This is a genomic window from Brunnivagina elsteri CCALA 953 (assembly GCF_002289455.1).
Lineage (GTDB): Bacteria > Cyanobacteriota > Cyanobacteriia > Cyanobacteriales > Nostocaceae > Brunnivagina > Brunnivagina elsteri.
The window spans coordinates 1-25660 of the sequence record NZ_NTFS01000011.1 but is presented as its reverse complement, the minus strand read 5'-3'; the positions used below and the strand labels follow the sequence as shown (position 1 = coordinate 25660).

Here is a 25660-nt window from a genome sequence, read left to right as displayed (position 1 = left end):
GTCAATTGTTTGTCAGATACTAACGCCAAAATTCGCCTATGTCAGCATTGATTGCATATATCATCACCCTTGTGAGGTCGTAATGAGTGGCGGCAGAAGTATTCTTTTAATTGGATTAGTGATACCCGGTTTAATCGTCATGGGTTCATCACTTTATTCGTTCGACATAGATTATAACGCTTTAGAAAGAACCGAAGACTACATTGCTCGGCTTGCACGTAACGGAGAAGGCACTACACGGCAGTTAGATTTAGCTTATCATCGCAGTTTAGCACATCGGGTAAATGCCTTCACCGACGGGACTTGGGGATTTATTGGAGCTGCGATCGCGGCTATTGGAATTCACGGGGTTGCCACAATGAAGGAAGAAGATTTTGGCTTTAAGCAAGATAAAAAAAGAAGCAGCAATTAAATATTAATTACTGCATTATGTCAAGTACATTAGCACAACACTTTTTTTACTTCTTCTTTGCGTCTCTGCGTCTCTGCGCGAGTTCAATTCAGGTTCTATAAGCGGCATGATATTATCGAAAAAGTTGCTAGAGACGCGAGAAACAAGCGCGTCTCCACATCTTATTTATTCAGAGCTTGTCTTAATTCTTTAAGAACACTACCAATTGCGACAAATTCTTCATTCTTAGCCAGTTCTCGGAGAGTTTCCGGGCTACTTTCGAGAATAATTTGGTTGTAAGCATTAATAGAAGCATTCAACTGACTAATATTAACATCTGCTTTTTCCCCACCCTGAGCAATCTTAGAAACTGCCAAACCTTTATTGCTAGCTACCAGTGGTGACACTTCTAATTGAGCAACAGCAACACCTGACGTAGCACTTACTTTGGAACCGAACATTGCAGTTAAGGATTTAATTAGAGCCTGTGCTAAAGCTGGGGAAACTCTCACATTCACGAGAGCAGTCTGTACTTGAGTTGCTGGTGTATTCGCACTAGTACCACCCCTGAGAATAATAATAATGATATTTAGGGGCGAATTAATCGGGGCTTGACGGGCAATTATCCCTCTGGCAATATTATTTACCTGAAGCTGAATTCCTGGTGGAGCGATAATTATACCGTTTCTACCAACCGACAGATTAGAACCTGGTACAATTGGAGTTCCGATAAAACTACCAGAACCCGTACCAGTTCCTTTGGCTGCTCCAGAACCTGCAAATACTGGTGCAGTAGCTACCAAACCAGATAATAACACCGTCATCAGACCAAAACCTAGGGTCAGTTTTTGTTTGTTCATTACTTATGCCTCAAATATAATTCTCAGAAAACTGACAACTTAGAACTTAGAACTGGAAACTATAACCACTACTCAAAGAGAAACCAATCCCATTATCAAAAGTATTAGTTAAATCGGTGAAAACAGCATTGATGACCACAGGAATTGTTTTGAAAGGAGCCAAAGAAGCACCCGCATTTAAGGTATTTCCAGTCCAACTAGTAACTATAGAGGCTTCAGGGATAACTCGTAAACCTAAGCTGCCGAAGACATTAACAACGTTTTGCTGATTAGTTCTGATATCACCTTCACTGCGGAAATTACCACTACCGACACCCAAAGACACAGTTAAAGGTAGTTTGTTATTGGCATTTGGTTGAAGTTCAAAAGCTTTAGTAACTACCCCATAGATAGAGTCTTTCGCATTGGTATTGGCATCTCCCCATTTAATTGCGTTAGACCAACCAAGTGCGATCGCAGCACCATCTTCAAAAGACTTATGAATTTTCAGACCAATTTGTCCGCTATCACCAAAGTCTTGGGTGCCAATACTGGTAATATCTGCGCTGACTTCTATCCCTACTGATTTAATTGGGTCTCCAGCACCAACACCAATAGACAAAGAGCCATCGCTTCTACCTTTATCTAGGGGTACATATAACCCAGCACCAACATAAGCTTGTCCTTGACTCGCTCCATAAGCTGTAGGAGTACCAGCACTAGAACCAGGAGCAGATTTTCGAGATGCTGCTTCTGTAACAATAGGATCGATTAAAAGGTCTTGACGTAATTTGTTAATATCACCAAAAGTATCACCAGTAACTTCAGTAGAAGTAACTTGTGATACTATCTGAGGTTCTCTGTCCAGAGTAATTGTGCTACTTTCCTCGGTCAGTAATTCTTCAGTTTTAGAAGCAAAATCAGAATTTTCTGCTGTTAAGCTATAAGCAGCAGAGGAACCAAAAAAAATAACGGTGGAAAATAACAGGCTAGCTGCTATGGTTACTCTCAAGCCAAAGTAAATTTGCAGCAAATTATTCACCTTACAGCTTTCAAATGTTTTTTATAGTCACTGTATAATTTATTAGTGTTCATTTGAGTGACTGGAGTCAGCTTATCAGTGCTTTTATGCAAAGATATGTATTGACATAAACTTATTAGTAATCCTGATATTATTGTTTCTTTCTTCAGCCTTTTATTCAGGTAGAATATGAAAAAAGACTTTGCAAAATAAGAATAAAAGTATTGATATAAATGCCTAATATTATGATATCTTTATATTTTAATTATGATTTCTTTATCTTTAATAAAACTTTTGATTCATTATTTGATGAAAATGAATTATGCTTCACCTGAAACCTGATATTTCAATATGGTTCAGTTAACCAGAATTTACGCAACTGGCACATCAACTTTTTGATACAAGAGTTAATGAATTGTAGAGAGTATTTGACAAAGGATTTGCACATCGACATCAAAGCACGGGATGGAAGTAAGTAAGTAAGTAAGTAAGTAAGTAAATACTGCTAGAATTACAGCCTTTTATAACACTCGCATAATCACTGGCTATTTCTTATACAAGCAAAACAATAATATATTGTCCTATATTGCGACTTAACAAGTTATAACAAAAGTAGCTAGGAAATAAAAAATAATCAATTAGTTAAAATTTTGTGTGGTTACAAATGTTGGATAAATTGTTTAATAAAGCCAATATGACATTGTTGTTCATAGTAGGATTAATATTTATCGGTTTTGGAGATAGTTTTTTGCCAAAACCCTTGAGTACAGCTAGTTTCCAAACTAGAACATCTATCAATAGTTTTGTCATTGGGATGTTTCCTGCTTGGCAACCAAAAACTGACCCCTACAAGCGAACTAATGATGCAGTTGAGGGGGTAAAATAGGGGAATGGATAAATAAAAAAATTCTCCTTCTAGGATATTGCCAAAAGGAGAGGATAGTAAAATTATGTAGGTCGGCTTAATTAATGCAAACCTTTCGATACACTAGTACAGCACGGCGCAAGTAAACCGACTATTGTGAAGACCAAACCCGCCAGAGGTGATAAACTATCTGATAGCGAAAGTCCTCTAAAGAGGACTAAATTCGAGTCCTAAAAGGCATATTTACGCCAAGCTGTACTAGGATTTTTTCAACCAGCTAAACATAGCTCGCAAATCTTTACCGACTTCCTCAATTGGATGTTCAGCTTCTTGACGACGCATTGCCGTAAACCCAGCTTTTCCAGATTGGTTTTCCAAAACGAATTCCCGTGCAAACTGCCCAGACTGAATTTCCGAGAGAACTTTTTTCATCTCGGCTTTAGTTTGGTCAGTGACAATACGGGGACCACGAGTATAATCACCGTATTCGGCAGTGTTGGAAATACTATCACGCATAGTTGCCAAACCACCTTCAACAACCAAGTCAACAATTAACTTGACTTCATGCAGACACTCAAAATATGCCAATTCAGGTTGATAACCAGCTTCGACTAAAGTTTCAAAACCTGCTTTGATTAAAGCACTCAAACCACCGCAAAGTACAGCTTGTTCACCAAACAAATCAGTTTCGGTTTCCTCACGGAATGTGGTTTCCAAAACTCCAGCACGGGTTCCACCAATACCCTTTGCATATGCCATTGCTTTGTCTCGTGCTTGTCCACTGGCATTTTGATAAACAGCAAACAATGCGGGTACACCTTGTCCCTGTTCGTAGGTACGACGTACCAAATGTCCAGGTCCTTTAGGTGCTACCATGACCACATCAACATTTGCTGGTGGCACAACTTGCCCAAAGTGAATATTGAATCCGTGGGCAAAAGCTAACACATTACCTTCTTGAAGATTGGGTTCAATCTCTTCTTTATAGACAGTTCTTTGAACTTCATCAGGCAGCAAAATCATAATGAAATCTGCTAATGAAGAGGCATCTGCAACGCTTTTGACGGTTAAACCTGCCGCTTCAGCTTTTACTGCTGACTTACTACCCGGATATAACCCGACAATTACATTCATGCCACTATCTTTAAGGTTAAGCGCATGGGCATGACCCTGCGAACCATAACCAATAATCGCGATCGTCTTTCCAGCTAAAAGGTCTAAATTTGCATCTGTATCATAATACATCCGAGCCATAAGTCGCGTCTCCAGTCAGCAAGCACCTGTTTTACTCAGGCTTTTGATTCTACCGCAAAATAGTACCCTTACTATTTTTTTTCATCTACTTGCTTTTTCCTAGTGTCTACTTATTACTGGCTTCACTTATTAGTTTTGGTATAATTTGCAAATCATCTACTTGCTTTGCGTTCGCGAACGGTCGGTTTATAGCATCTGCAAATAGTGCTTCGTATTCTGCGATCGCATCCTCGAATGAATATTTCTCTACAGCAAATTTTCTGCCTTTTTTGCCTAATTCCACCGCTTTAGCTGGATTTTTGTATAAATCCAAAATTGCTGCTGCCAGTAATTTGGGTGATTCTGGTGCAACCACAATCCCACCACCACTGTGACGAACTGCTTTTGCGGCTGTTCCGGTACTGGGTACTGATGCAATTATCGGACAACCACTGGCTAATAATAAGGGAATTTTGGAAGGCATATTAAAGCAAACAACGTTGCATTTTTGCAAAACCAATCCCAAATCTGCTGCTGCCAACATTTGTGGTAATTTTTCCCGTGGTTGCAAGGGTAACAACAACACATTATTCGTATTGTATTTACGACAGCACTTTCTCAACTCCTCCAATGCCTTAGTTTCACCAACGATCGCAAACACAATTTCGGGAATATCTCTTAATAATGCCGCAGATGCGATCGCAGTTTCTAAACCCTGTGTCAGAGCAATATTTCCTGAATAAAGCACCACAAATTTATCTTCTAATTTAGACTCTATCCGAAAGGGGTTATTTAACTTTGGCAAAGGACGAATAAAGTCAACATTCACCCAATTCGATATCAGCGCAATTTTACTTGCATCGACACCTTTTTTAACTAATTTATCAATGAAACAATCCGCAATTACACTAATAGAATGGGCATTTTTATAAGCAAACTTCTCTAATTCTAACAAAGCGCGAATCATCAACTTATTCTGAATTAATCCCACATTCTCCGCCGCTTCCGTCAAAATATCTTGTACATTCAGTACTACCGGACAACCATAGAACCGACCCAGAAAAAATGCAGGCAGGGTGACAAATAATGGGGGTATAGTGACAAAAATTACATCAGGTCGCCATCCATTCAAAGCTTGCGGTAAACTGCTAAATACAAAGCTCAATTCCAGCAACAACCGATCCACTAAATTCGGCTTTGACTTAATCCGCAAAAAACAACGCTGAATCGTTACACCATTTCTTTGCTCTGTAACATACCATTTATTCCTATATCCCTCGTAAACTTCCCGTTCTGGATAATTTGGCATCCCCGTAATTACCCTGACTTGATGACCTTGCTCAACTAGCCCTTCTGCCAATTCAGTCATCAAGGGAGCAATCCCAATTGGCTCCGGATAGTAGTTGTAGGAATAAATGAGAATGTGCATTTTCGCGATTTGTTAATTTGGTTCAGTCTGCTAGAAAGCCTTGACTTTCATGCACTTTAGTCAATCATTAGATTTTCCCCGTGGAAGAGAATAAGAATAAATTAAAAGTTTTAAATGCTATGAATGTATGCTGTAAATGGGTTCTCAATGATTGCAAAGTCTTATGCCAGTGCGATTTGTAAAGGTAGAAAAACTAATTTTATTTACCCAAGCGGTAAAGCTGCAAGTCCTGAGACTAACGTAGCATTTAAAACAAATAGAGACAATGTATTAGTACGTAAGAATATACGTGTTTTTCAGAGTTTTAATCAGAATAAATACTTATAAACTCTCCTGATGTGATACCCTTCTACCAGAAATCCGGGGTTTTGGTCATTCTCATGTGTCTAAATGGCATTAAATAAATCATTGAATCGCAACTTCATTACTGTATAGTCAAGTAGTAGTAAAAAGCAAACACCCCAATGGAAGAAATTTAAATAAAGATGCAGTTGCAATTAGACTGGTATTCTTATTTGTATTGCGAGCTTTTCTTCTTGTGGTTTAGGAAACCTCTGTCTTTAACAAACGTCGTGGTAATTATGTGTCGTTTGTCAAGGGTCATCCGCTAACAGGATTTTGGATACATTCGCTGTCGCTCAGTACAAGAAGAAGGATGTTGGATTGACTTCGCTGTCATTTATTATTGGTTAATTGGTATTCCCCCATGCCCAATTACACAATAAATACACCAAAAAAGTCCAAGATTTGGGTAATATATAGGAGCTATATTTTCTGTGTTTTGCGATATGCCCTTGGCATTAAGCTTCGCTTATCGCAGTAAATAAAGCACCGATAGCGCGTTACCCAAAGGAATCAATCATGTTGGCTTTAAAAATCGTTGTATATGTAGTTGTTGCCTCATTTGTCCTGCTGTTTGTCTTCGGATTCTTGTCGAATGACCCTGCTCGTAACCCTGGTCGTCGGGATTTCGAGTAATTCCTAGAACAATTGTCCCCTAAGAAAAGGGAGGCGGGAGATATAAGATACCCACTTTAAAATATGGTAGTGCGAAGATGCGCCGCAGGAAGTTGAAGCTGGGAAACTCTACCAACATTTGCCGGAATCGGAAACTTTTCCAGGCAATGTCCTCGCCTACGGCACTGCCTTAATAATTAGGCATACTAATTAGGCGGTTTGCCACAAGCTAGGCAAAACTACAAGTCGGAAGTTCAAATGCAGGTCATTATGCTTCCGACTTTGGATTCGGCTATCTATACGCTTAGTTCTGTTGCAATATGCTCCATCAAATTCCCCCACCCTCGAACCCTACTGTTAGTGAAGTTTCACAAGCTGAAAAATCAGTATCTGAAAAACCCGAATCTGGAAATTCTTCTGAAAGTCATCTCTCTAGCTTGCCGACTCAATCGCCAGACCAATCTCAACTTGCCGCTCCCCTCAAAGGGAGTGTGGCAAATCCTAGCCGAAATCAAACAAAATCCTCAGTAGTAAACGCCGAAGTCAGCACAAAAAAAATACCTTCGAGGGTCAAGCAATCTACTGAAGTCTTAGCTAAACCAACTCAACCGGAAAAGTTTCCACCTGAGTTTACACCTGAGATTGTTAATCAAAATGCAGCAGCGCTAGGGGAAGCGCTATCGATTGGTTATTCGGTAGAGCAAAATAATAATGATACTAATATTAGTAAAACAAATGTTACTTTTGCAACAGTACCACCGGAAATTATTACTCAAACCCTGACAAAAAGCCGGAGTTTATCCCAGCCAAAAGCAGAGGTATTGGTGCAAAAGTTGGCTCAATCACAGAAGCGAACCAATGTCAAGAGTAATTCTGGTAATTCTGTTGGTGGTAATTCTAATCAACTTAATTCTGGTACTTTCCCATCAACCCAGCAACCTTTAAAAGTTGATTTTTACAGCCAAGAACAGCAAAATTTCCCTTCAACGATTGAATTTAAATCACGAGAACTTGAGCAAAGCACACCATCCAATCCACCAGCAAATCCATCAAATCCCACTACACAACCAGGACAAACTAAGTCACCACAACAAACAAGAAGGGTTGTAGAAGTAATTTCCGATCGCCAGGAATATGACGAAAAACGACGGGTAGTCACAGCAGAGGGTAATGTTGTTGTCAGGTTTGATGGTGCGGTTGTTGATGCCGATCGCTTGCAGGTCAATTTGGATAACTTGATTGCTGTGGGTGATGGTAATGTCGCTTTAACAAGAGGCGATCAGGTATTACGGGGACAAAAATTTACATATAATTTTATTCAAGATAACGGTGAACTCGAAGCTGGTAGTGGGGAAATATTTATTCCCTCGGCTGGTACTGATTTAGGATTTGCCCAACCAGGAACACCAAGTGCAACAGTTGGAGTCCAAAGTCAACCATTGAGCGATCGCATTCGCCAAAACCAACCTTTAACTGGTGTTAGCAGTTCGGGGGGTGTGGATATCAATGTTGGTGGTAGGGCAGACGCACGCAACATTGCCACTCCCAAAGAAGGTGGACAGGTACGACGAGTTAGATTTGAAGCCGCACATATTGATTTTTTCCCCCGTGGATGGCAAGCACGGGATGTTCGTTTGACAAATGACCCATTTTCCCCTCCAGAATTACAAATCCGCGCTGATAAAGTGACGCTAACGCGAGTTTCTCCTTTGGAAGATAGACTCAGAACCCAAGGACAGCGTTTAGTATTTGACCAAAGGACAACAATACCCATTCCTAAAAACCAACAAATTATCGACCGTAGAGAACGAGACCCAAATCCATTTCCGACGATTGGTTTTGATGGTGACAAACGCGGTGGTATATTCATTGAGCGTGGGTTTGAGCCAATCAGTACTGAGAATGCAAGGTTAAGTATTACACCTCAGCTTTTTGCTCAAAAAGCCGTAACTGGAAGCGGTAATTTTGCGTCTTGGTTCGGTTTGAAGTCACGGGTTAATGCTGTTCTCAGTCCAAAAAGTCGTGTGGAAGGGAATGCAATTTTTGATAGCCTAGATTTGAGTCAAATTGAAGATTCCTTGCGGGCAAGTTTGCGGTATCAACAGACATTAGGAGATAAGAATCCCCATTTGTTGAATTTAGAATATAGCTATCGCGATCGCCTTTACAATGGAACGTTAGGATTCCAGCGAGTTCAAAGTAGTTTGGGTGGGGTTTTGCTGTCTCCGGTTATACCTTTGGGTAAGAGCGGTTTGAATCTTTCTTATCAAGTTGGTGCCCAATATATCAATGCGAATACTGACCGTTTAGATTTACTGAATACGAGTCGCGATAATGACCGGATTTCTTTAGGTCGTTTGCAAGCGAATATGAAACTCTTTGGTGGTGTTCCTTTGTGGACTGGAAAAGGGCTACCAGCTACACGAAATGAAGGATTAAGGTATACACCGAATCCAGTTGTGCCTTATTTGAGTACTTACGGAGAACTAAACGGGACGACAAGTTATTATACAAATGGGGGCAATCAGAATACCTTATTTGCCACGGTTGGTTTGCAGGGACAAATTGGTCATTTTTCTAAGCCTTTTTTGGATTATACGGGTTTTAATATTAGTTATTCTCAGGGGTTGAATAGCGGTTTATCGCCATTTTTATTCGATCGCTCTGTTGACAATAAAATTCTGAATTTGGGCTTGATACAGCAGCTCTATGGACCATTTAGATTGGGATTTCAAACGTCGTTAAACCTGGATAATGGTGATAGTTTGAGTACTGAGTATTCGTTAGAATATAGTCGTCGTACTTACGGGATAACGTTACGATACAATCCTGTGCAGCAATTAGGTGGTATTAGTTTCCGTATCAGTGACTTTAATTGGAGTGGAGGAACCGATCCATTTAGCGATCGCAGTGAGGTTCGTCAATCGGTTGGTGGTGTGGAACAGAGGTAGAATCTAAATTCTGAATCCTGAATCCTGAATTATTTAACCACATCAACAAATTATTTTGCAATTTTGTAACATTGGTATATATTCAAGAAACGATAAACCGCTATCCTATTTGTATTTAATTATATTTAACTGGTGTATATACATTTATCTGTATATATGAACTGCTTGATGCGTGAGTGGCTGAAGATGAAATATTGGAGAGAGTTAGTAGCAGTCTGCGGGTTGTTACTTTATAGTTGTTTGTTTGTTTTTTTTGGTGTGAATTGTGCAGTTGCAAGTCAGTTAGAGATACAAGAAATTGAATTTAAACCAGTTGTTGAAAATATTGCGATCGCGGATACAAAATTTATCGAGATAAAGGAAGATTTACGACGATATCAAAAGTTAATTAAAGATAGTCGGAAGTTGGAGGGGTTATTTAATCTTTATCAATATCAAGATGAAGAGAGAGGGGGAGTTTTTATGGAAATTAAACCGGAACAACTCAACCAAAGTTATATTGCGACTGCGACTTTGGAATCTGGTATTGGTGAAAGTGGGATTTATAGTGGACTTCCTTTACAAGATTTTTTGTTTTACTTTCAACCTGTTAAAAATCGCTTGCAATTTGTTGTTAAGAATGTCAAATTCCGTACAGATAATAATGCTCCGGAAATGCTTTCTATCAAGCGTTCATTTAGCGATTCTGTACTGTACTCACTGGAAATCATTGGTGTTGAACCCCATAATAAAAGTATTTTGGTGAATTTAGATGAATTATTAATGCAGGATTTTCCAGGGTTAACTTTGTTGCTGAAAGATTCGCTTCATGCTGATTATCAATTAGATGCTAATAAGTCGTATTTGAGTAATATTAATAGTTTCCCTTTGAATGTTGAAATTGACTCAAATTATGGTTTTTCTGCTCAAGAAGGTGCAACTTTTTTGGAGACTTTACCTGATAGTCGAGCGATAAGTTTAGCGGTACATTATAGTTTTTCACAATTACCAGAACAGAAATTAAAAAACAACAATTATATTCCCAGACTTGCAGATGACAGAGTTGGATATTTTATTACTGCATTTCAGGATTTTTCGAGTCAAAACAAAGATGATATTTTTGTGCGTTATATAAATCGCTGGAATTTGCAACCAGTAAATCCTGAATTAGTGATATCTCCACCTAAAAAACAGATTATTTTCTGGATTGAAAATGCTGTTCCTTTAGAATATCGAGATGGGATTCGAGAAGGTATTTTGATGTGGAATCAAGCATTTGCTAAAGCTGGATTTGAGAATGCGATCGCAGTTCGACAAATGCCTGATAATGCTGATTGGCATCCCGCAGATGTACGCTACAATACGATTCGCTGGTTTAATTCCCTTGATGCTGGATTTGCACGGGCACTAACAAGGGTTAATCCACTGACGGGGGAAATATTAGATGCTGATATTATTATTGATGCGGGAATGGTACGTTCGGTTGAATCGGAATATCGTGCTTTAATTAGGGGAAATTCTATTGCTTTGAAGGAGGATTCTTTAGATAATCCAAATTATTCTTGCCAAGAAAATACAAAGCAAAGGTTTTTAAAAACCAATTTCAAAACTTATTTGAAAACTAATAATTCTTTGAATAATGACTCTTGCTATGGTGCAGATTTATCATTTCAAGCTGCGATGGGAGCATTATCTTTATCGCTTCTAGAAGATGGGAAACCAAGTAATCATGATACTCATAAATACATCCATGAATACTTATGCTATCTTGTCGCTCACGAAGTTGGACATGCTTTAGGTTTGCGTCATAACTTCCACGGTAGCACAATGTTAACACCGCAGGAATTAAATAATCCAGAAATTACCCATACAAAAGGATTGGTAGGTTCGATTATGGATTATTTACCCGTAAATATTGCACCACAGGGAATACAGCAAGGTGATTATTTTCCCACAATTATTGGTCCTTATGACGAATGGGCAATTACTTATGGTTATAAATACGGTTATAAGCAAAATTCCCCCCATCATTCCATCAATCCCACTGAAGAAAAGAATTTTTTAGAGGAAATTGCGATCGCATCTCCAGAACCAGAATTATCTTACGCAACAGATGAGGATATCCGGGATATTAACCCGTTAGCGAATGTTTGGGATATGAGTAGTGATGTCTTGCTTTACTCGCAATGGCAGTTAGATAATGCTCGATTAATGTGGGAAAGGTTAGATAAAAGCTATCCTTTGCAGGGTGACAGTTATGGTAATTTGCGCGTACTATTTAATAGGATTTTTCGATATTACGATCGCAATGCATTTCTACTAGTAAAGTATATTGGTGGGCAGTCTTTTACACGCAATCACACTAGTGAAAATACTCAATATAGTTTTGTTCCAGTTTCCCAATTAGAGCAAGAAACAGCTTTATCGAAATTGGTTGATTATGTTTTTGCGGAAGATGCATTTAATTTTTCACCACAATTACTCAATCAATTAGCACCATCCAGATGGCAGCATTGGGGAAATTATATACCCATTTCTCGACTTGATTATCCCATACATGAGCGTATCTTTGAAATGCAAAGCCAAATATTGCGATCGCTTTTTGCGGGGGAACGTTTGAGTCGGTTACTGGATATTGAATTGAAGACGACACTTGATAATGCTTTGACTATTCCCCAACTCTTTAATACTCTACAAAGTGGTATTTGGAGTGAAGTTTTCATTGCTAAGAAGGAGAAACCCCAATCAATTTCTAGTATTCGTCGTGCAATTCAACGTGAATATCTAGATATTTTACTAGAAATGGTTCTGCGAAAAGTGGAAGTTCCTGAAGATGGACGTACAATTGCCTGGTATGAACTACGTCAACTAAAAAAAGCAATTTATAGTACTTTGAGAAAGTCTAAAAATCTCGATTTATATACTCTCGCACATTTAGAAGAAAGCAATTCCCGGATTATCAAAGCACTAAATGCTGAATTACAATCAGATTAGTTATACTCAAAACGGATAGAATATAAACCTTTGTCATGCTGACGAAGGTACGTTCCACGTTCCCGCAGGGTAGCATCTAAAATGTAATTTACTTAAATAATAGATTTTGAAAAAACTGAACAACCTTAACAAATACTTCCTCTAACCACAGTAACGAACTATCCAACCATTCGAGAATAATTTCCAATGGATGCTTATCATAGCTGACAGTGCTAGCTTGAATTTCAATAAAATCAGCTTGTTCCTGATTTGGAATTCCTTTACTCTCACTTTCATACTCAAGACTATCAACTGGAGAAACAGTTAATTCCCGAGATTTATCTTGCGTTAAGTTTCCCTTCTCACTAAAAGCGTATCGTGATAAAGTTTGACTTGATTTTTTGGTAGTAGCTAAATTTCCCCCTGTTTGATATTGATTTAAGAGCTTCTGTTTTTTGACTTTGCCAGGTAAACCTAGATTTTCAGTTTGATTATCTATTTGATATTCTTCATCACTTTCAAAAATGATATCTTCTGCAAATAAATCATCAAACGTCAACCAAGGATCATTAATCTGATTTTCTCTAATTATTCCTTTGTTTCTTCGATAACCAGGTAAAGTCTTTAATTTTCGACTTTGATGAAAACTCCCTGCTGATGTTTGATGGTTAGATAATTTATTTCCAAAATTACTATCGAATCCAGTCGAGTCATAAAAAAAGTAATTTATCGCTTTCCTGATTAAATTTTTTATTCTTAAATCTCGATTTTTTCGCTCTTGATTATCCAAATCATACACATCTAAATTTGCATTTTGAGTTGAGGTAATTTCCTTACCGTAGAGAAATACCTGAAAATTACTTTGAATAACTGCGATTAACTTCAAACTTTGATTTTTCACCTTTAAAGCAGCACGAGAAATAGGAACTAAAGCCTTAAATTCTAAATTCGCCACAGTCGCATCTATTAACTCTAAAGAAACTAGTTTACTTTCATGATTAGAAGCTGTAATTTCACTTCTAACTTCTGCTACTTCCCTCAAACTTCCCCTATTACCAGCAGTTATCTTTTTTAATAAACGATCAATTTCTGGGAATAAATTGAGATTTTCATCTGCCTTTCCAACCCGATTATGACTGACTTGCCAAGAATGCGAATATTCAGCAACTTCATTAATAATCTTATCCTGCAATCGCACTTGTTGTTGCGGAGTTAAAATATCCAAAATTTCATTATTCTCAGCAACAAGAACTAATCTGCGACTTTCCAAACTCGTTGCGATTCCCGTAACTGAAATTTCGCGAATATTCTGAATTTTACTTAATTTATCTAACCCTATTTGTCGAGAAGGCAAATTCTTAACAGTTTCCAACACCCTAATAATTGCCATATCCGAATTAAGACTATATTCTGTATCATCAACATTACCATCCAAAAAAGACTGGTTGCTCGGCTGACTTCCTGAAAATTGCTTACCCGAAGATTCCACAGCTTTTTGAATGAGAACAAATACCGGATAAATAATTGCTTGTACAGACCAACTTGCCGTAACTTTCACCTGTCGCAAAGTTCGTCCAACGCGATCGCTCAATTTTTGCGATCGACGATGAAGGAAATTGAACAATCTACTTTGATAACGTCCAGAGGCAAAAGGCATAATGGATTTTAGATTTTAGATGTTGAATTAATCTAGCTTTTCGAGTATCAAACAATACAATGTAGATTGAAACTAGCTTTTCCGTAATCGCAATATTAGCAGTAAAAGCTTATAGGATAGGACTTTGGCTTCTTTTTTTATCTACCATGCTAACGAAACTACAATCAACTTAAATAAACACACGGTACACTGTCATTGATGAATTTGGATTTAGTCAGAGCCATTCACCCAACAATCATGCCTAGTAACGAAAATATATTAGCTGAAATATGACATCTTTCGTATCTACACCCAATACTAAATCTATAATCGCAGCAATCGAGCAACTGCGATCGCACTGCCAAGTCGATATCCAAAATACTTGGCGATATTCTGAAGTTGATTTCCCCCCCGACGAAGTTTTTGCTTCAGATATATCAACTTGGGAATTGGCTATTCTCAACGAAAAAGCACATATACCCAGAGACAAAGGACGTAAGGTATTATGGCTAGCACAAACTATTGTAGTATCTAAAAATCTACATTCCTGTTACCCATTACAAGATTTATCATTACGATTAGCCCTTATATGGTGGGCAGATACAGCACAGGTATATGTAAATGGTAAACTTGCAGCAGCCGGAGATTTATTCGATTTTTCCCCACGGGTACTACTTTCCCATGCTGTAACCCCCGGAAACAAATTTACTGTTGCAGTGCGGTTAATAACTCCAGCACATGACAATGGAGCATTAATGCGATCGCATCTTCTCTACGAAAACACCAATAATAATTCCCTCGATGCTGGATTTATTGCTGATGAGATTGCTGTAATTCAAAAGTATCTAGAGACTTTTGCTCCTGAAAATTTGCCGATTTTAGCCTCCTCTGTAGAAGAGATAACCAACCACACAACCACAGAAAATCCAGAATTATTCAAAAAAGTATTAGCAAACCTCTCTAAAATCCCACAGAATTGGGAAAATACCAAAATCTTCCTATTAGGACATGCACATCTCGATATGGCATGGTTATGGCAAGTCGAGGAAACTTGGAAAGCAGCACAAAACACCTTTGAATCAGTCTTAAACCTCCAAGAAGACTTCCCCGAATTAACTTTCTGCCATTCCACACCAGCTTTATATGAATGGATTGAAAAAAATCGTCCCGACTTATTCACAAAAATTCAAGCCAAAGTCAAAACCGGAAAATGGGAAGTTCTCGGTGGTTTCTGGATCGAACCCGATTTAAATTTAATTTCCGGGGAATCCATCGTCAGACAATTACTTTATGGACAACGCTATACCCAAGAAAAATTCGGTATAATTTCACCTATTATTTGGGTTCCCGATACCTTTGGTTTCTGTTGGACTTTACCCCAATTAATGCAGCAAGCTGGAATCGAATACTTTGTCACCCAAAAACTACGTTGGAATGACACAAATAAATTTCCCCACGGTGCTTTTTGGTGGCAATCTCCCGATGGTAGTCAAATATTTAGTTACATGTCAGCACTCATTGGTGAAGGTATTGACCCCTTGAAAATGGCTGCATATGCCTGCGAATGGCAAACCCAAACCCATATTCCCGATGCACTTTGGCTTCCCGGAGTCGGCGACCACGGCGGTGGACCTACTCGTGATATGCTAGAAATAGCCCAACGTTGGCAAAAATCTCAGTTTTTCCCAGAATTAGAATTTACTACCGCAGAAAATTATTTACGTCATATTCAAAAAATTGGGGAATGGGTAATTGAGAAACAGGAAGAAACAGAAATCGAAGAATTAAATAATCTTTCATCTCCCCCTTCTCCTTCGTACAGACGACCCGGTGGGTCGTCTCTCCCATCTTCCCCATCTTCCCAATTCCCAACCTGGAACGACGAACTTTACCTCGAATTCCATCGCGGTTGCTTTACTACCCACGGCGAACAAAAAAGCTTGAACCGTAAATGCGAAAACCTTTTGTATGAGGCGGAATTATTCGCAACTTGGGCAAAAATCGCCTCTAATCTAGAATATCCCCACTCAGAACTCGAAAAATGCTGGAAAAAACTCTTATTTAACCAATTCCACGATATTCTACCCGGTTCCTCCATCACAGAAGTCTATACCGACACATTACCAGAATGGCAGGAAATCCAAACCATTGGAACCCGAATTTTACAAGACTCATTAAATGCGATTATCCCGAAGCGACTCCCAAAACCTCCCCATCCCGACGCAAAACCGATTTTCATCTTCAATTCCCTCAACTGGCAACGCTCCCAAGTCGTCATCATCGACTTACCTAATCAAACCACTAACCCTTGTATCTTTACCACTGATGGAAAAATCATACCTTCCCAAATCAGTAAACCCTCAAAACTCCTATTCCTAGCGGAAAACATTCCAGCAATTGGGTATAAAATATTTTGGCTCTGCTTGAATAATTCAGAAAATCCCAATAGGGTAGCCCAAGATAACGATAGCATTTTATTTTCAAAAAATCAAATAACATTAACTCCCGAAAAAATTGCCATAGAGAACGAATTTTTGCGAGTAATTGTAGACGAGAAAACAGGAGATTTAACTAGCATATTTGACCTAATTAATAACAAAGAAATCCTCAACGGAAAGGGAAATCAACTCCAAGCATTTACAGATAGTGGTCAATATTGGGATGCATGGAACATCGATCCAAACTACGCTCAACATCCCCTTCCCTTCTCAGAACTAAAATCAATCGAATTCCTAGAGCAAGGGCAAATTCAAACCAGCCTGCGAGTGATTCGGCAAATAGAGCGATCGCAATTCCAACAAGATTACATCCTGGTAACAAATTCCCCCCTCCTGAAAATCGTCACCAAAGTAGACTGGCAAGAACGTCACATCATAGTCAAAGCAGCCTTTCCCCTAACGATAGAATCCGGCTTTGCCACCTACGAAATTCCCTGTGGAGCCATTCCTCGTACCACCAAACCCCAAACCCCAGAAGAAAAAGCGAAATGGGAAGTACCAGCATTAAGATGGGCAGATTTAACTCAAAATGGGGAATGGGAAAATGGGAAAGAAAATAACCACCAAAAATATGGTGTTAGCTTACTCAACGACTGTAAATACGGCTATGACGCAACACCAAACCAACTGCGATTAACATTACTGCGAGGAACAGAATACCCCGATTCCGAAGCCGATAAAGGTATCCACGAATTTACTTACGCCCTATATCCCCACGCAGGTAGCTGGGAAGAAGCGCAAACAGTAAGACGAGGATATGAATTAAACCTGCCCCTACAGGTATTAAATTGTGAAAATTGGGAAAATACCGAGAAAAATTCCAAACAATCACAACCAGATGGGAATATTGCGATCGCAATAAACAGTATCGAAAAACCCAACCCCATCCAAGACAGCTTTAGTTTATTAAACCTATCCGCCGAAAACGTGATATTAATGGCATTCAAACCAGCCGAAGACGACCCAGAAGCCATCATTATACGATGTTATGAATGTCAGGGCAAAACCGCCGAAATGCACCTTCACAGTGATTTCGGTTACACCTTAGAAACACAAGTAGATTTACTTGAACGCCCTATTCCCACACCTTCATTCTCATCTAATCAACAAAACTTCACAATTCAGCCTTGGAAAGTCGTTAGTTTTAAGATGAGAAGGCATAAGGGATAGGACATTGGGAATTGGGAATTGGGAATTGGGAATTACCCCAATTCCTAATATTTAATCTTCATGGTCATCAAAAGGGTCTGCAAGTTGCTTGGAAGGAGGACCAAACGACAAGTAGATAGACATTACGGTTACAGCAACGACTACGGCACTTACAGAGAGAATCATTACCGTTGCGGGTTCCAAATTGCTAAGAGATGTTGCGAGTTCCATATTTAACTGATGGTTGATGAGTGCTATTCTTATAGAATATTACAGAAAATTAAAACTGGTTCGGCAATCAATATTAGGTGAACTATGGCACAACGGACATGGTTGGGAGATATTCTCAGACCTTTAAATTCTGAATATGGTAAAGTGGCTCCTGGCTGGGGTACAACACCCGTCATGGCTGTTTTTATTGGGCTGTTTTTCGTTTTCTTGCTTATTATCCTGCAAGTCTATAACAAGAGCATTGTAATTGAAGATGTATTAGTTGATTGGCGTAGCTTAGGCAGTTAACTCTAATACAGCGAGAATGCTTTAAACATAGAATTTCTCTCCCCGTTATGCTTAATGGGGAGAAATCTCGCTGAAACTCTACTTTTTAGTTGTTTTGAGCATAAATGTAGCCCGGAAAAACCGGGTTTTTTAATTTATGATTAGAAATATGGGAAATAATATATAGACTAGACGTGACATGTCTCGTTTCTAGGAGTTTTCACGTTTAGAAAGTGTACTTCATCTATCTGGAATCTTCTGTATATATGATTTTATAGTACTATCTGGCTGGCATGATATTTAAATCTATAGGAGAGAATTATGAATTTTTTTGGTATTGGCTTGCCAGAAATGGCTCTAATTATGGTAGTTGCATTACTAGTTTTCGGTCCAAAAAAATTACCGGAAATAGGTAAAAGTGTGGGTAAAGCAATTCGTGGATTCCAAGATGCTTCCCGCGAATTTCAAGACGAATTCCAAAAAGAAGCTACACAGTTACAAGAAGCTGTCAAGACTACCGCAGAAATTGAACCAAAGCAAATTGAATCAGCACAGAAGGAAGAAGTTTAAATTAGATAATGGGTAAAAAGAGGATAATGGTGAAATAATTCCTAACTCCCAACTCCCGTACAGACGACTCGGCGGGTCGTCTCTTCTAATCATTAACCAATTTAAATATTTTCAGATGACGGAAACAGCTGCTAAAAAAGTTCTAGTAATTCCCCAAGTAATAGTCGGGTTAGGTAATCCAGAACCAAAATACGATCGCACACGCCACAATATCGGTTTTGCTGCTGTCGATGCACTTTCCCATGCTTGGAAAATAAATGTATCAGAAAATCGTAAATTTCAGGGAGAATACGGTGAAGGTTCTGCTACTAAGGGTAATAAAGTCCGTCTATTAAAGCCTTTAACCTACATGAATCTTTCGGGACAGTCAATTCACGCCGTCATGAATTGGTATAAACTACAACCAGAATCCGTCTTAATAATTTATGATGATATGGATTTACCATTAGGAAAAACACGATTGCGGCTATCGGGTTCAGCTGGTGGACATAATGGGATGAAAAGTGCGATCGCGCATTTGGGTACAGATAATTTTCCCAGATTACGCATCGGTATTGGTAGACCAAAAAACGAAAAAGTCGAAGACACTGGAAGCATCTCCCACGTATTAGGTAAATTTAACGTTGCCGAAACTCAATTAATGAATGACGTACTTGATTTTGTCGTGGAATGCATCGAACTATCCCTCAAACAAGGTGTCGAAAAAGCAATGAACCGATGCAACAGCAAAACTATTACTATTACTACCCCCACAGAACCAGATTAGACATTCAATCTATTTCGACCACACTCTCATACTCTCATATTCTTCTCTGCGCCTCTGCGCGATAAAAATGTATTTCAATTCACCCATCAAGTTGCTTGCGAAAATCGTCGCTATATATAGCTTTATCCCAATTTTTCGCGGCTTGGATTTGTGCTGTGGTCAAATACTTAGCTCCCCGCAGGTCAGTCGTGTGTAAATCAGCATCTTGCAAATCAGCACCTTGCAAATCAGCACCTTGAAGATTGCTAAATTGGAGTTTTGCTTGCTGGAGGTTTGCACTCTGAAAGGCAGCATTTTCTAAGTTACTACTCTGAAAATTCGCTCTTTGGAGGTTTGCTTGTTGAAAGCTTGCTCCTCTGAGGTTAGCAAATTGAAGTTTAGCCTGCTGGAGGTCAGCACTTTGCAAATCCGCATTTTGTAAATCAGCACTTTGGAGCGTTGCTTGTTGTAAATTGGCTTGTTGTAGGTTAGCACCTTCAAGTTTAGCTTGCTGGAGGTCAGCTAATAACAGATTAGCTTGTTGGAGATTAGCTTTTTGGAGGTTTGCTTGTTGGAGGTTAGCTTGTTGAAGATTAACTTGCTGGAGGTTAGCTTTTTGGAGTGTTGCTTCTTGAAGATTCGCTTGTTGTAAGTTTGCTTGTTGGAGGTTAGCTTCCCTAAGCTTGGCTTTTTGCAGGTTTACTTGCTGAAGATCAGCACGTTGGAGCATTGCTTCTTCGAGATTTACTTGTTGAAGGTCAGCACGTATTAGTGTTGCATCCTGGAGCGTTGCTTGACGGAGGTTGGAAAATGAAAGTTTGGCTTTTTGTAAATCAGCTTTTTGGAGGTCAGCTTGTTGAAGATTACAACTTTGAAGCATTGCTTCAATTAGTGACGCTTCTTGGAGATTTGCACCTTGGAGATTGGCAAATGGTAACTTTGCTTGCTGGAGGTTGGCTGCTTGGAGGTCAGCAAACTGTAAATCTGCTTGTTCGAGAATTGCACCCTGAAAATTAGCCTCTTTTAGAACTGCATTACGAAAATCAGCCATGCGAATAATAGCGTTGCTAAAGTCAGCGTTTCTAAGGTTTTGACCGCGAAAAAGTTGACCGAGTACATTTTGACCAGAGAAATCCTTAGCAGCCATAGCAGGGTTGTAAATTTACATACCCTGGAATTTTGATATATATTGCTAGTAAAATCCTAGCCGAATTGTTACATTTACAAGGATTTTAATCTTTATGGTGAAGGAATAAATCTCGCATTTTGCGGGTTTGCTTTTATTGCGTAAGGGAATACCAAGAATACATTACCCCCAATTTCTCTTCCCTAACATCAAACTCAAATCCAAATTAAACCCCGGCATCACATCCTCTCCCGAAAGTATTGGTGTTTTATCTGATGAAAAATTAATGATTTCAACTTCAGACGCAACCCGATAAATTTCTACTCGCGATGCTAGCAAATCGATAAACCAACCCAAACGAGTCCCATTTTCCAGATACTCGCACATTTTTTCCCGCATTTCCTCGACTGCGGGGTATCCAACTTCCACAACAAAATCAGGACTAAGGGGAGGAAAACGCTTTTGTTCAGATGGTGACAATGCTTGCCACCGTTCCAAGACTATCCAGGAAATATCAGGACAACGATAAGCTCCATTGGGTAAATGAAATTCTGTCGTCGCAGAAAATACATATCCTGCTTTTTTGTAATGATTCCAATTAGCTAATTCAGCTATTAACTCTGAGTTGATGAGACTAGTTCCATAAGTATCAAGCGGCATAATCACTAATTTTCCTGTTTCAGTGAGTTCTAATTGACACTGTTTATTTGCTACCCATAGTTTGTGAAACTCTTCGTCGCTTAAACTCTCCGCAGTAAACATATTTAGACTCTCAGTGTCCATATATTTGCCAACTTTAGTTAACAGGATTACATTTAATCTTACCTATATTCAGGGTTAAATATCCAATGTATCGATCGATCTACATTAAAGTTTTATATATTGCCACAATTACTTAGTTTTAAGTTTGATTAATAATTATGATTGTTTGTTAAATATTTCTTCCTCTCTCACGAATCCTATGGTAATAACTAAGAATCTAAGAGTCCCAATATATAAGGGGCGGGGATACCCAGCCCCTACTAATGATATGATTGATAATTATATAATTGGGATATTTTATTTTCTGGAAGTCCCTAAATCCTAAGAAAAAGCGAACTTCTTTGCGGGAAGTTCGCAGTTTAGCTGAGGGAAACTTGTAATTTTTATCTCGATTCAATACAACTAGCATGATGCTATTCGACCATTACACAAACCTACTTGAGGATGAATTTGAGATTTTGTGTAATGGATTTTATAATGCTTATCATTTTTCAGTTTGACTAGTTGTTGGTGAAAGTTAGTAGCTCAATATGTGTTTCTACGAATATATTCGTAGAATTATCTTTAAAAAAACACAAAGACTTTAATCTTAAACGATATTTGATGCCTAAACTTAACGTTTATATAACCCATTCTGGTAATCATTTTGCTAACCTTGAATTTAAACCATACGGTCAGCAGTTCAAAGTTTGAATTAAATCTCTCTCTAATTAGTGTAAAAATGCTCTTAGCGATAATGGGGAAAGGCTGAAAAACTTAATTCTTAGGACTAGAAAGTAGAAATTTTAACCATCTTGAGTGTACCCTATGGGATAAATAATACTTAGGTTCATATGGTGGATTAAATCCATTAAACGATTTAATACTTACATTTCATTTTTGATGACGCAAGTATTTATACCTCTATTTCATCAAAAAAATATAATAAAATATTCTTCACGTTGTTAAATACTATGGGAGAAAAAGGTATATTTTTTAACAGATAAGTTCAATTACGTAACAAAATAACAAGTACTGACTGAGTATACTTACGTATATACCCTAGTTCGGAACAATGGTTCATGATTTTTTGACAATCTTTCTCCGTAGATTTAGAGATACAGGTTTGCCAAGAATATAAAGTTTGTGTAAGGTACTTAATCGGATAGAAAGCAAGCAATGGTAGAGTTAGTTATTGTTATCAATATCTTAATTTCGCTAATGTTGCTCTATGCAGCTTGGCGATTGTTGCGACTACGAAAGTTGCTGACAAATGCTGCAAATGCTCTATTAGTAGCCGAACGTAGCACTAATGTGGTTCTTTCAAAAGCACCAGGTTTTTTATATGTTCGACAGGGCAACATTTCTAATTTGCGGTTACGCAATCAAGTATTGGAACTGCAAATTCAGCAAATACGGCAGCTTTTGAGCTTGTTATTGTTCATGTACCAGTTGTATTCCCGTTATTTTGGCAAATTAAAGCTATTGAATTAGGGAGTGGAGCTTATATTCTGCAACTTTTGGGTTTGATTCAATGTCAGACTAGCTAAATGGAATAATATGCCTTTGGGTTTTGCAAGGTGTTTAAACCCGCATAGAATGGGTATAAGAGACGGAGGAATAGGATGTCTAATAATAATTCTGGAAAGTTTTTTGGTGGTTTAATGTTGGGAGCTACAATAGGAGCCTTAACAGGTTTATTGGTAGCACCACGTACTGGACGAGAAACACGTCAAATACTGAAAAAATCAGCAAATGCGCTCCCAGAATTGGCTGAAGATTTATCGACAAGCGTACAAATTCAGGCTGACAGAATTTCGACACAAGCCTTGCGTAATTGGGATGATACATTAGATAGGTTGAAAGATGCGATCGCAGCTGGCATTGAAGCGAGTGTACGCGATCGGCAAGCAATGGCAAGGGAAAATATTTCAGAAGACTTGGATTCTGATAATCTGCCTCAGCATATAGATAGTTAATACTTAGGTAATTGCATCACTGTGACTGAACCCCTGTTTTGGCTGGGATTATCCCTACTTTTTGTTGCGATTAGTTTGGCTGCGTTATTAGTAGCTGCCATACCAGTATTGCAGGAATTAGCACGTGCAGCTCGCAGTGCTGAAAAGTTATTCGATACTATATCGCGAGAATTACCACCTACCCTTGATGCAATTCGGATGACGAGTTTGGAAATTACCGATTTAACGGATGATGTCAGTGAAGGTGTTAAAAGTGCGGGGCAGGTTGTTAAGCAAGTCGATCGCAGTTTAGATTCTGCCCGTCAGCAAGCGCAAAATGTTCAAGTTGGAACTCGTAGTTTGTTTGTTGGGGTTAAAGCTGCTTGGAAAAGTTTTACGAGAGCGAAACCTGTCAAGCGAAGCAATGAAAGATATCCTTCTAATCAAAAATCACCATTACCTGCACGGGATGACTGGGAATACCGTCAAGAAAGTCGTCGTTCTGCGGATGAGATGTATCGTAATGGGGATACATATGAAGAATCTGTTAGTTGGGTTAATGGTTATGATGGTCAATTTGACGATCAAGAGGTGCATCCTAAATCAATGAAACCTTCTGTTGGTGATGATTGGGAAGATTCTGATTAGTTGATGAATTTAAGGATTCTGCTATTCAAACCTGGATTTTTCAGCTTTACTAGAATCGCAGAAATAAGAGCAAACAACCGTTTGCCCCTACCATAATTTGGGCAAAAGCTGTTTCAAACTCACTATTGATTCACTTTGCGACACCACAACGATTTCAAACCTGGATTTTTCGACTTTCCCTGAATTCCTCAAAAAACTGTTGCGATCGCAATAGTTCTAAATCTGACATCTACCACTCAGAAAACTGCCTTTTTTTGAAAAAATCATCCAGAAGTCGGTAGAAACCCTTTGCTTTCGTTGCCAAGATTAGATTAAAGTTAAAAAGTGTAACGATGTGTCTCTTTTCTTCTAAGCTTTTAAAACGAGCTGATGGTAATTACTGTTTAGATTTATATATATACAATCCATGCAAAACTGTTTTTGGCGGCGAATTCTGGCATTTTTGGCGGTATTTTTCTTGGCTGGTTCAATTTGGATAACACAACCAACCCCAGCTTATGCCTATGACAACCCAGATTTATTACCAGATCATGCAACCCCAGTTGTCGATTTAGCTAAAACCCTTACCGATATACAAGAAAATAACTTGATTAAGGAATTGAATAATTTTCAGGAGGAAACTGGTTGGAAATTGCGGGTATTAACTCAGTATGAAAAAAGTCCTGGTCGAGCAGTGATTAATTTTTGGGGTTTGGATGATAAGAGTATTTTGCTTGTGGCTGATGCCCGTGGGGGTAATATTCTCAGCTTTAGCGTTGGTGACTCCGTATACGATTTGTTATCTCGCACCTTTTGGATTGAACTGCAAACCCGGTTTGGGAATTTGTACTATGTGCGCGAAAATGGCGAAGACCAAGCAATTCTTGATACATTGAAGACTGTTGAGGGTTGTTTGCTGAAAGGTGGTTGTAGCGTCGTACCAGGGCTTCCACGGGAACAATGGATTTTGACTTTGATTAGTTCGACTATTGGTGGTGTCATTTGTGGTTTTGCAGCACAACCACGTAAGGAAGGAGAGATTTTTGCTTGGCAGTGGGCATTGATTCTTTCGCCGTTATGGGGGATTTTATTTTTAGCTTTTGGTATTGGACCAGTTGTGACGCGAACTTCGGAATGGTTGCCTTTGGTTCGCAATGTTGCAGGTTTCGGAATGGGTGCTATTGTTTCTTTTCTTTCACCGGTTTTTGGACGACCTCCTTCTAATGCGGAGTCTTAAAATTTAACTAATATAGAACCCCTCTCCAACCTCTCCCCTTACTAAGGATACTGTTGGCTAATTGTTGAGGGGTAAAGACCCTCACCCTCTCGTTAACAGGCTCCAGCCTAGGCTGTTGACTTTGATGGAATTTTGACGCTTTTGGCTCGTACCATTTTTGTGTCATATCTCGTTCCCAGTCTCTGGCTGGGAATGCTATTTGCGAGGAACTGTGCCTTGATTCAGGAGGGGGGAGGG

General features: G+C 38.8%; 21 protein-coding genes. 13 read left to right on the top strand and 8 right to left on the bottom strand.

Translation table 11 applies throughout. The features are described 5' to 3' along the window. Positions 1–82 precede the first annotated feature (82 nt). A complete protein-coding gene (locus tag CK510_RS01955) occupies positions 83–412 on the top strand; it encodes a hypothetical protein (RefSeq protein WP_095720082.1) in 330 nt (109 codons plus the stop codon). Between the two features lie 161 nt (positions 413–573). Here the strand turns inward: CK510_RS01955 and CK510_RS01950 are convergent, their stop codons facing one another. Further along, entirely contained in the window at positions 574–1251 is a 678-nt protein-coding gene (locus tag CK510_RS01950) for a hypothetical protein (protein WP_095720081.1), read from the bottom strand. Positions 1252–1297: 46 nt separating this feature from the next. Continuing rightward, positions 1298–2272, bottom strand: a complete 975-nt coding sequence (locus tag CK510_RS01945) for a hypothetical protein (protein WP_095720080.1) — start codon at positions 2270–2272, stop codon at positions 1298–1300. A 643-nt stretch (positions 2273–2915) separates the two neighbouring features. Between CK510_RS01945 and CK510_RS01940 the strand changes: the two genes are divergently transcribed. Then, complete coding sequence (locus tag CK510_RS01940; RefSeq protein ID WP_245911806.1) at positions 2916–3137, top strand: hypothetical protein; 222 nt, start codon at positions 2916–2918, stop codon at positions 3135–3137. Between the two features lie 237 nt (positions 3138–3374). Here CK510_RS01940 and ilvC read toward each other — a convergent pair whose 3' ends face one another. Then, positions 3375–4370, bottom strand: coding sequence for a ketol-acid reductoisomerase (gene ilvC, locus CK510_RS01935; protein WP_095720079.1), 996 nt, complete (start codon positions 4368–4370; stop codon positions 3375–3377). 106 nt (positions 4371–4476) lie between these two features. Next, positions 4477–5778 carry a glycosyltransferase family 4 protein gene (locus tag CK510_RS01930; RefSeq protein WP_095720078.1) on the bottom strand — a complete coding sequence of 434 codons (1302 nt, stop codon included), beginning with the start codon at positions 5776–5778 and terminating at the stop codon, positions 4477–4479. Positions 5779–6639: 861 nt separating this feature from the next. Between CK510_RS01930 and CK510_RS01920 the strand changes: the two genes are divergently transcribed. The 3 genes from CK510_RS01920 to CK510_RS01910 all read left to right on the top strand — a co-directional run bounded on the left by CK510_RS01920 (position 6640) and on the right by CK510_RS01910 (position 12659). Further along, positions 6640–6756, top strand: a complete 117-nt coding sequence (locus CK510_RS01920) for a photosystem II reaction center protein I (protein WP_095720076.1) — start codon at positions 6640–6642, stop codon at positions 6754–6756. A 299-nt stretch (positions 6757–7055) separates the two neighbouring features. Further along, complete coding sequence (locus tag CK510_RS01915) at positions 7056–9686, top strand: DUF3769 domain-containing protein (RefSeq protein ID WP_095720075.1); 2631 nt, start codon at positions 7056–7058, stop codon at positions 9684–9686. Between the two features lie 186 nt (positions 9687–9872). Continuing rightward, the gene (locus tag CK510_RS01910) at positions 9873–12659 is read left to right on the top strand and encodes a zinc-dependent metalloprotease (RefSeq protein WP_095720074.1); all 2787 of its coding nucleotides are present in this window, start codon (positions 9873–9875) and stop codon (positions 12657–12659) included. An 88-nt stretch (positions 12660–12747) separates the two neighbouring features. Here the strand turns inward: CK510_RS01910 and CK510_RS01905 are convergent, their stop codons facing one another. Then, positions 12748–14295 (bottom strand): hypothetical protein, encoded by a 1548-nt coding sequence (locus CK510_RS01905; protein WP_095720073.1) that lies wholly within the window; start codon positions 14293–14295, stop codon positions 12748–12750. 269 nt (positions 14296–14564) lie between these two features. On the opposite strand from CK510_RS01905, the gene CK510_RS01900 reads away from it, so the two are divergent. Further along, on the top strand, positions 14565–17942 hold the full coding sequence (locus tag CK510_RS01900) for an alpha-mannosidase (RefSeq protein WP_095720072.1): 3378 nt from the start codon (positions 14565–14567) through the stop codon (positions 17940–17942). Positions 17943–17993: 51 nt separating this feature from the next. On the opposite strand, the gene psbN is transcribed toward CK510_RS01900, so the two are convergent. Then, positions 17994–18125 carry a photosystem II reaction center protein PsbN gene (psbN, locus tag CK510_RS01895; RefSeq protein ID WP_095720095.1) on the bottom strand — a complete coding sequence of 44 codons (132 nt, stop codon included), beginning with the start codon at positions 18123–18125 and terminating at the stop codon, positions 17994–17996. A 111-nt stretch (positions 18126–18236) separates the two neighbouring features. Between psbN and psbH the strand changes: the two genes are divergently transcribed. The 3 genes from psbH to pth all read left to right on the top strand — a co-directional run bounded on the left by psbH (position 18237) and on the right by pth (position 19755). Next, positions 18237–18440, top strand: a complete 204-nt coding sequence (gene psbH, locus CK510_RS01890; RefSeq protein WP_095720071.1) for a photosystem II reaction center phosphoprotein PsbH — start codon at positions 18237–18239, stop codon at positions 18438–18440. 300 nt (positions 18441–18740) lie between these two features. Continuing rightward, on the top strand, positions 18741–18989 hold the full coding sequence (locus tag CK510_RS01885; RefSeq protein WP_095720070.1) for a TatA/E family twin arginine-targeting protein translocase: 249 nt from the start codon (positions 18741–18743) through the stop codon (positions 18987–18989). A gap of 115 nt (positions 18990–19104) precedes the next feature. Beyond that, on the top strand, positions 19105–19755 hold the full coding sequence (pth, locus tag CK510_RS01880; protein ID WP_095720069.1) for an aminoacyl-tRNA hydrolase: 651 nt from the start codon (positions 19105–19107) through the stop codon (positions 19753–19755). Between the two features lie 79 nt (positions 19756–19834). Here pth and CK510_RS01875 read toward each other — a convergent pair whose 3' ends face one another. Together CK510_RS01875 and CK510_RS01870 are read right to left on the bottom strand one after the other, a co-directional pair. Continuing rightward, positions 19835–20881, bottom strand: coding sequence for a pentapeptide repeat-containing protein (locus CK510_RS01875; RefSeq protein WP_095720068.1), 1047 nt, complete (start codon positions 20879–20881; stop codon positions 19835–19837). A 162-nt stretch (positions 20882–21043) separates the two neighbouring features. Beyond that, positions 21044–21622: a Uma2 family endonuclease gene (locus CK510_RS01870; RefSeq protein ID WP_245911805.1), complete on the bottom strand. Its 579-nt coding sequence runs from the start codon at positions 21620–21622 to the stop codon at positions 21044–21046. Positions 21623–22780: 1158 nt separating this feature from the next. Here CK510_RS01870 and CK510_RS01865 point away from each other — a divergent pair. The 4 genes from CK510_RS01865 (at position 22781) to CK510_RS01850 (ending at position 25423) form a co-directional block, all read left to right on the top strand. Then, a complete protein-coding gene (locus tag CK510_RS01865; RefSeq protein WP_095720066.1) occupies positions 22781–23095 on the top strand; it encodes a hypothetical protein in 315 nt (104 codons plus the stop codon). A gap of 131 nt (positions 23096–23226) precedes the next feature. Continuing rightward, positions 23227–23580 carry a YtxH domain-containing protein gene (locus tag CK510_RS01860; protein WP_095720065.1) on the top strand — a complete coding sequence of 118 codons (354 nt, stop codon included), beginning with the start codon at positions 23227–23229 and terminating at the stop codon, positions 23578–23580. A 21-nt stretch (positions 23581–23601) separates the two neighbouring features. Next, the gene (locus tag CK510_RS01855) at positions 23602–24207 is read left to right on the top strand and encodes a DUF948 domain-containing protein (protein WP_095720064.1); all 606 of its coding nucleotides are present in this window, start codon (positions 23602–23604) and stop codon (positions 24205–24207) included. Positions 24208–24613: 406 nt separating this feature from the next. Further along, positions 24614–25423 (top strand): TPM domain-containing protein, encoded by an 810-nt coding sequence (locus CK510_RS01850; protein WP_095720063.1) that lies wholly within the window; start codon positions 24614–24616, stop codon positions 25421–25423. Positions 25424–25660: the final 237 nt, after the last annotated feature.